The following is a 7,933-nucleotide window of genomic DNA, read 5'->3' as shown; positions in this document are numbered from 1 at the left end:
GAACCTTCTGATTCTCCTAAAATATTCAATTCTTTCGAATTTTTAAACTATATAGAAGAGGATTCTCTTTAATTTGTGACGGCAGAGCCCTTGGCTGTAAAAAGCATAAAATATCCCCTAAAGAAAGAAAATAAATTATTAATTATAAACAAGTTAGCAAAAATAAAAAAGTGATGTTAAATCTTCTCACCCCGACACACATGGCCATAACTTATTGATAATCAATAAGTTATGGCCATGTCGCTATTTTATGCCGGGAGAAATACGGGAGAGAGTATTCTATATTTAAGTATCTTCTACAAAGGAAATAGAAAATACCCAAGTAACAAAATTTCCGTTATTGCTCATTTATCAGAGTATTTACCCTTTCAATCTTCCAGATCTCTCTTGACAGTCAAACCATTCTTTACATCAGAAAGAGTTCCTTTTTTACTTAAAAGATAATGATAAACAAGTTGATTCTGTGTAGAAACGACATACGCTTGTTCAAACTTCCATCCCAATTTAGCCATATAATTCAAAGCGTCGATCATAGAATTGAACTTTATCCTCTTCCCATTTTCATCTACAAGAAATTTATCTCTATACTGAGTCCAATAATTTATTTCTTGTCCGAAATCAACGGCAACTCTTACCTTTGTTTGCAACAAGTTACTTTCACCAACAATTTCACAATAGAGAAACTGGTTACTTTTTATAGTATCGTTCTTCTCCATTTGACCATAAGAAGCAAAAATACAGTTCACAATAATGAGTGATGACAACAATAGTTTTTTCATAAAACGAATGCTTTAATTTAATAAATATGTTTGTTATTTATAATCACTGCAAATCTACAAGGAGAATTAACGTAACAAAATAAGAAGCTGTTTAAAAACCTGTCTAATTTTTACACAGATTTTTTGAGAACTCTCTTTAAGGGAGTTTTCAATTCCGATAAAGAGCATGGCGACTTACGTGACGTAAAGGAACAAGAAAATAAGCCGTAAAGAGATTCATAAAATCCGGATATATGTTCTTTTAAAATCAATTCTGTTTATAATCGTACACATCGACAATCTTTCCATTCGATAACCGGATATAAGAAGAAAACCCCCGCACACCTTCTCGAATCTCAATAACTCTTGCACCATTAGAAGTTTTCGTATAAGTCGTCTTTCCACCAGAAAAACGTCCATAAGCCAAAGCTATACCGTTATATAATGCTATATAATCATTTCCATGATCATGTCCGGTAAACATCCCCATCACATCTCCATTCAACAGCATTGCCGCATACATTCCCGTATTTAGTTCTGGTGCACATTCCCTTTCTCTACGTTTTCCGGATTGCCTGTTTTCCCGAATATTATAAGCAACACGATACTCCGGAAGAGGGATATGAAAGAATGCCAATGCAGGAATAGGTTTTCCCCCATTCAGTCCGGTATAATAACGACTCCATAAATTATAACATTCTATTTGATCGGGAGTGAACCAAGCATACCCCTTTATAGCTTGGATAGAGGAATAACTATTAGAATCCAGCCCGTAAAGCAATAAAGCCGGTTTATCCGATAAATGACCCAATACGGGAAACACTCCATTCAAATATCCGGTCACGCTATCTACACGCACCGTATTCAAATTTAAAGGATATGAAGTAACCAGTTCAGCTACCTGTCTACGGGACAGATCCTGCTCATCATCATGATTTCCCAATGTCACAATAAAAGGAATATTCCGCCGTAATATCGGATCGAGCACACTATCCCAACCTATCCGAGCAGGACGTCCAGTTACTATATCCCCGGTCAATACGACCAAATCAGGATTTTCTAAATCCAAAACCTTTTCGATCAGATGAATGGCAGCTTTCGATTTCGGATTATTCGGGACATAATGGACATCTGTAAACTGTACAATTTTAAAATGCCCTGCCGAGTCGAATTTCAAATTTCGTCCCCAAACCGGTACAATAGCACCTAACCCAATAACAACAATAAGCCATATATATCTACCCATATTTCAACAAATCATTATCTTATTTATTATCGATAAAGATAATGTTTTTCTCTGTCTAATACTTATAGGCAGCCTAAATTTTCCAATAAAAATACTATCCGGATATTTTTATGTTTTTTTCCGATCTATAGTTATCAGTGTTCCACTCCCCAGAAGAGAACAAATTATTCTTGTAGATTTTTCTAAAACTTTGCACAGATATTTTTATAAGATATGTTCTCAAGGAAGCTTCAGCTCCGATAAGAATTCTTTTTTATTTCTCAGTAACAGGAGTCTTTCGTTCGGCAATCTCCACCAAATATACTCCAATGCAAATCAAAAGCATAGCAGAAAGTTGAGTCCAACTAAACCGATCTTGCCCGATAGATAAAGAAACAATAGTCGCTACTATCAAAATTAAATAACCGTATATGGCAACAATGGTCGTATTCAGATATTTCAATCCTACCGGTATCAGCAAATAGCTGATTACCGTCGGAAAAATAAGAACAAATAATAAAACACAAAGCGGTAACCAATGTATCGGAAGCGTTAAAACCGGTGCATCAAATTTTATAAAACAGACCATGATAAGACTTGAAAAAGCAGCTCCTGTAAATACATATTTCAATAAAGTAAACATCCCTACCGATTTCAATATTCGATTACTGATGACCAGATACACGGCATACATTACAGAACTACCCAGACACAAAAGATTTCCGGTCAAAGCATCCGATGCCAAATCATCGCTCTGTTGCGTAGAGATACAAAGTAATGCACCTCCCAAACCGATAAGGATTCCCACTACTTTCATCCACGTTACTTTTTCCTGATAAAATAAAACAGCAATTAAGAATACCCAGACCGGCTGCAAAGTCGAAAAAATAGAACTCGACACCGGTGTCGTCTTACTCAACCCGACCAAATACAAACACATATATCCATACACCCCCAAGGCTCCCAATAAAAAAATCTGAACTTTTTGTTTTCCCGTAGAATGTTCCGACGGTACAAAAAAACTTATAATCCAGAACGCAACGGCAGCAAATACACAACGCAACGCAACACCTGTAAACGGGCTTATCCAGAAGGGGAGCAAATATTTCAACGCATTCATATTCAATCCGCTAAACCCTTTAGATATAACCATACAGATATTTGCTTCAACAATTTTATTTTTCACGACTCATTCCAAATTTATAGTGCAAATAACCGATATTTCTATTCTTCCGTATTTCCGCTAAACACAAAAGAATTCCGCTTCCAATATGCCCATCCGGCAGCCAAGACAGTTACAACCAAATTAAAAATAAATGCAAATTGCTGAGTATGTACTCGAAAAATAAAACCAGCCCAATCAATAATAAAAGGACATAGCAAAATCGCCAGATAATTCATCGCCATTACAAACGCCAATGCCAAAGTCACCTTTCGAGAAGATGCGGTTCTTGTCGTCTTATCATATACAACAGGCTGTATCACTCCATAACCAAAACCGGCAAAAAGACACCCCGATCCGATCCACCATTCCGACCGGGAAAGTATAATAAGACCCAAACCTACAGCGATACATAACAAACTATAAAATTCCGTTCTTTGCTTCCACCATCCGATAATTTGGTTCAAGAATAAACCTGGTGTCATAATTGCCAAAAAGAAAAGTGAAATCATTATGCCCGAATTACCGCTCGAAAAATGATACTCTTCCATCAAAAACGGTAAATTAAAGCTAACAATAATGACCAGATAAGTACAAAGTCCATAAAAAGCCATTAACTGTACGAGTCTTTTTCTATTTATAAAATCTCCCGTATCTGACTGTTTCCCTGCAACGATGGCCGATGTTCGATTACTTTCGGATATTTTTTTTGTCGTCCCCGAAGCTTCTCTTAAATAAGATGAGAGAAATATCGAAATAATCGGTAATAAATACACGATAAAGGGCAAATGCCAGTCAACCTCTGCCAAATAACCGGTTATAACAGTTGCGATTACTAAAGTGATATTCGTAATAGCCGAACTCAATCCGAACTGCTTTACCCGGTAAGAACCTTTAAAAAAACGAGTAATGAATCCGGTAGATAACGGCACGATCAATCCCGATCCAGCTCCCAGCAAGGCACTTACGGCAATCAACTGCCACATTCGATCCGAAAGCAAATATAACACCCCGCTGGCTGCAAATATTCCTAATCCTATTTGCAACAGCCGTATGTTATTCACCCGTTCGGTCAATGTTCCCGAAAGAAGTATGAACGGAATTATCAATAAAGAGGGTAACGAAGTCAGCATTTGAATATCCAGCTCCGTAGCATGAGGAAAAATCTGTGACAGTTGACCCAAGATAGGAGAAACTGCCAATCCGGGTAATGCATTCAAGGCCGAAATAGACCAGATGCCGATCAGGGTAACGAGAGGTATAGTTCCCTCTCCGGTTTTTATTTCCATATTCAGTTTTTATTCAACAATAAAAAACAAACAAAAACTTCGAATGTTTAGAGAGTCCGGCTGAATTTTGCCCAGACAAAGTTTGAAAAAAATACACCCCCCTGCCTCTCCCGGGAGGAAACTCCAACATCGTTATGGACCGGAAGAAAACACAAAAATGACCGGATAATATTTTCTCGTTTAAAGATTCAGGAAAGTTCTCAAAAATCGTTTTTTTAATAAACCCAAAATAGTGTAGCAATATTCAAAACCGGGGAACATTACGCAATTACAGGTGTTTTGACTATGATATGAATAAGTATCATATCGGCAATTTATGTTGAACCCTATAAAAACAATTCAATGATGAAAGATCAAAATTTCAGAAACGGAGATGCCAAAACCGCTATTTTCGGATCAAACGAGATGTTGCAACCCTCCCCTGTCGATAAAATTCCCGATGGTCCTACCACACCGCAGATCGCATACCAGATGGTAAAAGATGAAACATTCGCACAGACGCAACCCCGATTAAATCTAGCAACATTCGTAACGACTTACATGGATGATTATGCCACCAAATTGATGAACGAAGCTATCAACATCAATTATATCGATGAGACAGAGTATCCCCGCATAGCCGTAATGAATGCGAAATGCATCAATATTATAGCCAATTTATGGAACACTCCCGAACAGGCAAAATGGAAGAGCGGAGCTTTAGCTATCGGTTCTTCCGAAGCGTGTATGTTAGGCGGAGTGGCAGCCTGGCTACGATGGCGTAAAAAAAGGCAGGCACAAGGTAAACCGACAGACAAACCGAATTTCGTAATTTCTTCCGGATTTCAAGTCGTGTGGGAAAAATTCGCCCAATTATGGCAAATCGAGATGAGACAAGTTCCTCTGACTCTCGAAAAGACGACGTTAGACCCCGAAGCTGCACTGAAAATGTGTGACGAAAACACAATTTGCATCGTCCCTATCGAGGGGGTTACTTGGACAGGATTGAACGATGACGTCGAAGCTCTCGACAAGGCTCTCGACGCATATAATGCCAAAACAGGATTCGACATCCCTATTCATGTAGACGCAGCCAGCGGAGGTTTTATTCTACCATTCCTACAGCCTGAATTAAAATGGGATTTCCGGTTAAAATGGGTATTGTCAATCAGTACATCGGGACATAAATTCGGATTGGTATATCCGGGACTCGGCTGGGTTGTCTGGAAAGACGCCAAATATTTGCCGGAAGAAATGTCTTTCAGCGTCAACTATTTGGGAGCGAATATTACTCAAGTAGGTCTGAACTTCTCCCGTCCGGCAGCACAAATATTAGGTCAATATTATCAATTTATCCGACTCGGATTCGAAGGATATAAGGCTATTCAACAAAACGGCATGGAAATTGCCAAATACTTGCACCAGCAAATCGGACAGATGAAACCGTTTGTTAATTATAGCCCTGAAGTAGTCAATCCGCTGTTCATCTGGTACATGAAACCGGAATATGCAAAAACAGCAAAATGGACTCTCTATGATTTACAAGATAAACTGAAACAAGGCGGATGGATGGTTCCGGCATATACTCTTCCCGAAAACATTCAAAATTACATCGTAATGCGTATTGTTGTACGTCAAGGATTTAGCCGAGATATGGCAGATATGTTGCTAAATGACATTAACAGTGCAATTGCCGAGCTCGAAAAACTCGAATACCCGACTCCGACCCGCATTGCGCAAGAAAAAAATATCGAGATCAAAGGGTCTGTATTTACCCATACAGGCTCAGGCCGGAAAAAGAAATAATAAATATAAGAACTCTCGGGAGCTGTTCTAAGAGCCTGCCTAAATTTTCCGGCAAAAAATATTATCGGTAAAATTTAGATAGGCTCTCAAACGGGACAATAACATTCCCGGATAAAAAAACAGCTCCCGTTTTTTTAATTACAGAAAAGGTATGCAAAAGAAAATTTCCATTTCCCAAATCAAAGATGCGGCTCAAGAGGCTTTTGACCTGTATAAAACAAATACCGACGGGAAAAACGCCGATTATATCCCTTACTTGGCCAATATAAATAAAAATCTGTTCGGGATCAGTATATGCCTGCTCAATGGACAGACCATTCAATTAGGAGACACGGAATATAAGTTCGGAATAGAATCGGTCTCTAAAGTTCACACAACCATTTTAGTTCTCCGGCAATACGGAGCTCAACAACTCCTCGAAAAAATCGGAGCAGACGCCACCGGATTACCATTTAATTCGATATTCGCCATTTTATTGGAAAATGATCATCCCTCCACACCTTTGGTCAACGCAGGAGCAATCGCTGCATGCAGTATGGTAAAACCGATAGCTGATCCCGAAAACAAATGGAAAGCAATCGTCGATAACATTACCGATTTATGTGGAAGTGCCCCTCAATTGATCGATGAGTTATACAAATCGGAATCGGAGACAAATTTCAACAACCGATCTATAACATGGCTACTTAAAAATTATAACCGCATCTATGACGATCCGACGATGTCTCTCGACCTTTATACCCGGCAATGTTCATTAGGAATCACGGCAACCCAATTATCGATATGCGGGGCTACGATTGCCAATAACGGAACAAATCCGGTTACCCGGAAACAGATATTCGATACGGCACTCTCTCCCAAAATAACTTCACTTATCGCTACCGTAGGGTTCTATGAACATACAGGCGACTGGCTTTATACTTCCGGCATTCCTGCAAAAACAGGAGTCGGAGGCGGTGTAATGGGTACACTTCCCGGATTATTCGGGATTGCAGCTTTCGCACCACCCATCGACAATGCCGGAAATTCGGTAAAAGCCCAATTAGCAATTAAACATATTATGAATAAATTAGGGCTATCGGTATTCAGTGGAGACCAAGTTACAATAGTCGAATAGGCGTAAAAAACATTCCGAAACAAACCTGTAAACAGAAATTCCTGTTTACGGGTTTGTTTCTGTTTGGGTCTGAGTAGACCTCCCTGCAGATACAGAATTGTCACTTGTTTGTTGAAGATATTCTTTTTTATCCAAATTCGCCTTCTGTACCAAACTCGTCACATATACCGTAAATATAGGGAACATCATCATTCCCAACGCGGCCAACAGCACCGAAAGCACTTTTCCTGTAACCGTTACGGCATAAATATTCGAACCCACCGTCGTCACATCCATAAAAGCCCACCACAAGGCTTCACCATAATCGGGAACAAGAGGATTCACCTTATGTTCCAATACGAAAAATATAAGACTCGAAAAATATACGGTAGCCAACAACATCGTCAGATATGAAGTAAACAGGCTCGAAGCTTTATTATAGGATAACCAGCCCACGACTATCGCCAAGGCATAGCCTCCCCGTATCAAAGGTATAAAACGTAAAAAATAACGGATTTCCGGAGAAAATGCTACATGATAATAATCAAATATATTAATATACGGGATCGAAATAATCAAAAATACAAAATGAGTACGTAAATAATGAAGCTTCCGATG

The 7,933-nt window shown here is 38.9% G+C and carries 7 protein-coding genes; 2 read left to right on the top strand and 5 right to left on the bottom strand.

The window, feature by feature from the left end; all coding sequences use genetic code 11:
- Window positions 1–368: 368 nt before the first annotated feature.
- From AC1WHX_RS08800 to AC1WHX_RS08785, 4 genes are all read right to left on the bottom strand, one after another.
- Window positions 369–779, bottom strand: coding sequence for a hypothetical protein (locus tag AC1WHX_RS08800; RefSeq protein WP_022390576.1), 411 nt, complete (start codon window positions 777–779; stop codon window positions 369–371).
- A 247-nt stretch (window positions 780–1,026) separates the two neighbouring features.
- Window positions 1,027–2,004 (bottom strand): metallophosphoesterase, encoded by a 978-nt coding sequence (locus AC1WHX_RS08795; protein WP_122338081.1) that lies wholly within the window; start codon window positions 2,002–2,004, stop codon window positions 1,027–1,029.
- A gap of 253 nt (window positions 2,005–2,257) precedes the next feature.
- On the bottom strand, window positions 2,258–3,169 hold the full coding sequence (locus AC1WHX_RS08790; RefSeq protein ID WP_302545150.1) for a DMT family transporter: 912 nt from the start codon (window positions 3,167–3,169) through the stop codon (window positions 2,258–2,260).
- Window positions 3,170–3,207: 38 nt separating this feature from the next.
- Window positions 3,208–4,434 (bottom strand): MFS transporter, encoded by a 1,227-nt coding sequence (locus AC1WHX_RS08785; RefSeq protein ID WP_122338079.1) that lies wholly within the window; start codon window positions 4,432–4,434, stop codon window positions 3,208–3,210.
- A 345-nt stretch (window positions 4,435–4,779) separates the two neighbouring features.
- Here AC1WHX_RS08785 and gad point away from each other — a divergent pair, with 345 nt between their 5' ends.
- Both gad and glsA read left to right on the top strand, forming a co-directional pair.
- Window positions 4,780–6,219: a glutamate decarboxylase gene (gene gad, locus AC1WHX_RS08780; protein WP_302545151.1), complete on the top strand. Its 1,440-nt coding sequence runs from the start codon at window positions 4,780–4,782 to the stop codon at window positions 6,217–6,219.
- Window positions 6,220–6,370: 151 nt separating this feature from the next.
- A complete protein-coding gene (gene glsA / locus AC1WHX_RS08775; protein ID WP_122338078.1) occupies window positions 6,371–7,336 on the top strand; it encodes a glutaminase A in 966 nt (321 codons plus the stop codon).
- A 45-nt stretch (window positions 7,337–7,381) separates the two neighbouring features.
- Here glsA and AC1WHX_RS08770 read toward each other — a convergent pair.
- On the bottom strand, window positions 7,382–7,933 hold a 552-nt coding region (locus AC1WHX_RS08770; RefSeq protein WP_481229174.1), incomplete at its 5' end, for a potassium channel family protein.

This window comes from Coprobacter sp. (genome assembly GCF_982436375.1).
The sequence above is the reverse complement of the archived record's forward strand: the minus strand, read 5'-3'. Positions and strand labels throughout refer to the sequence as shown.

Coding starts and splice junctions, on each gene's coding strand:
- AC1WHX_RS08800 (WP_022390576.1), bottom strand. CDS start 779: ATGAAAAAACTATTGTTGTCATCACTCATTATTGTGAACTGTATTTTT.
- AC1WHX_RS08785 (WP_122338079.1), bottom strand. CDS start 4,434: ATGGAAATAAAAACCGGAGAGGGAACTATACCTCTCGTTACCCTGATC.
- AC1WHX_RS08795 (WP_122338081.1), bottom strand. CDS start 2,004: ATGGGTAGATATATATGGCTTATTGTTGTTATTGGGTTAGGTGCTATT.
- gad (WP_302545151.1), top strand. CDS start 4,780: ATGAAAGATCAAAATTTCAGAAACGGAGATGCCAAAACCGCTATTTTC.
- glsA (WP_122338078.1), top strand. CDS start 6,371: ATGCAAAAGAAAATTTCCATTTCCCAAATCAAAGATGCGGCTCAAGAG.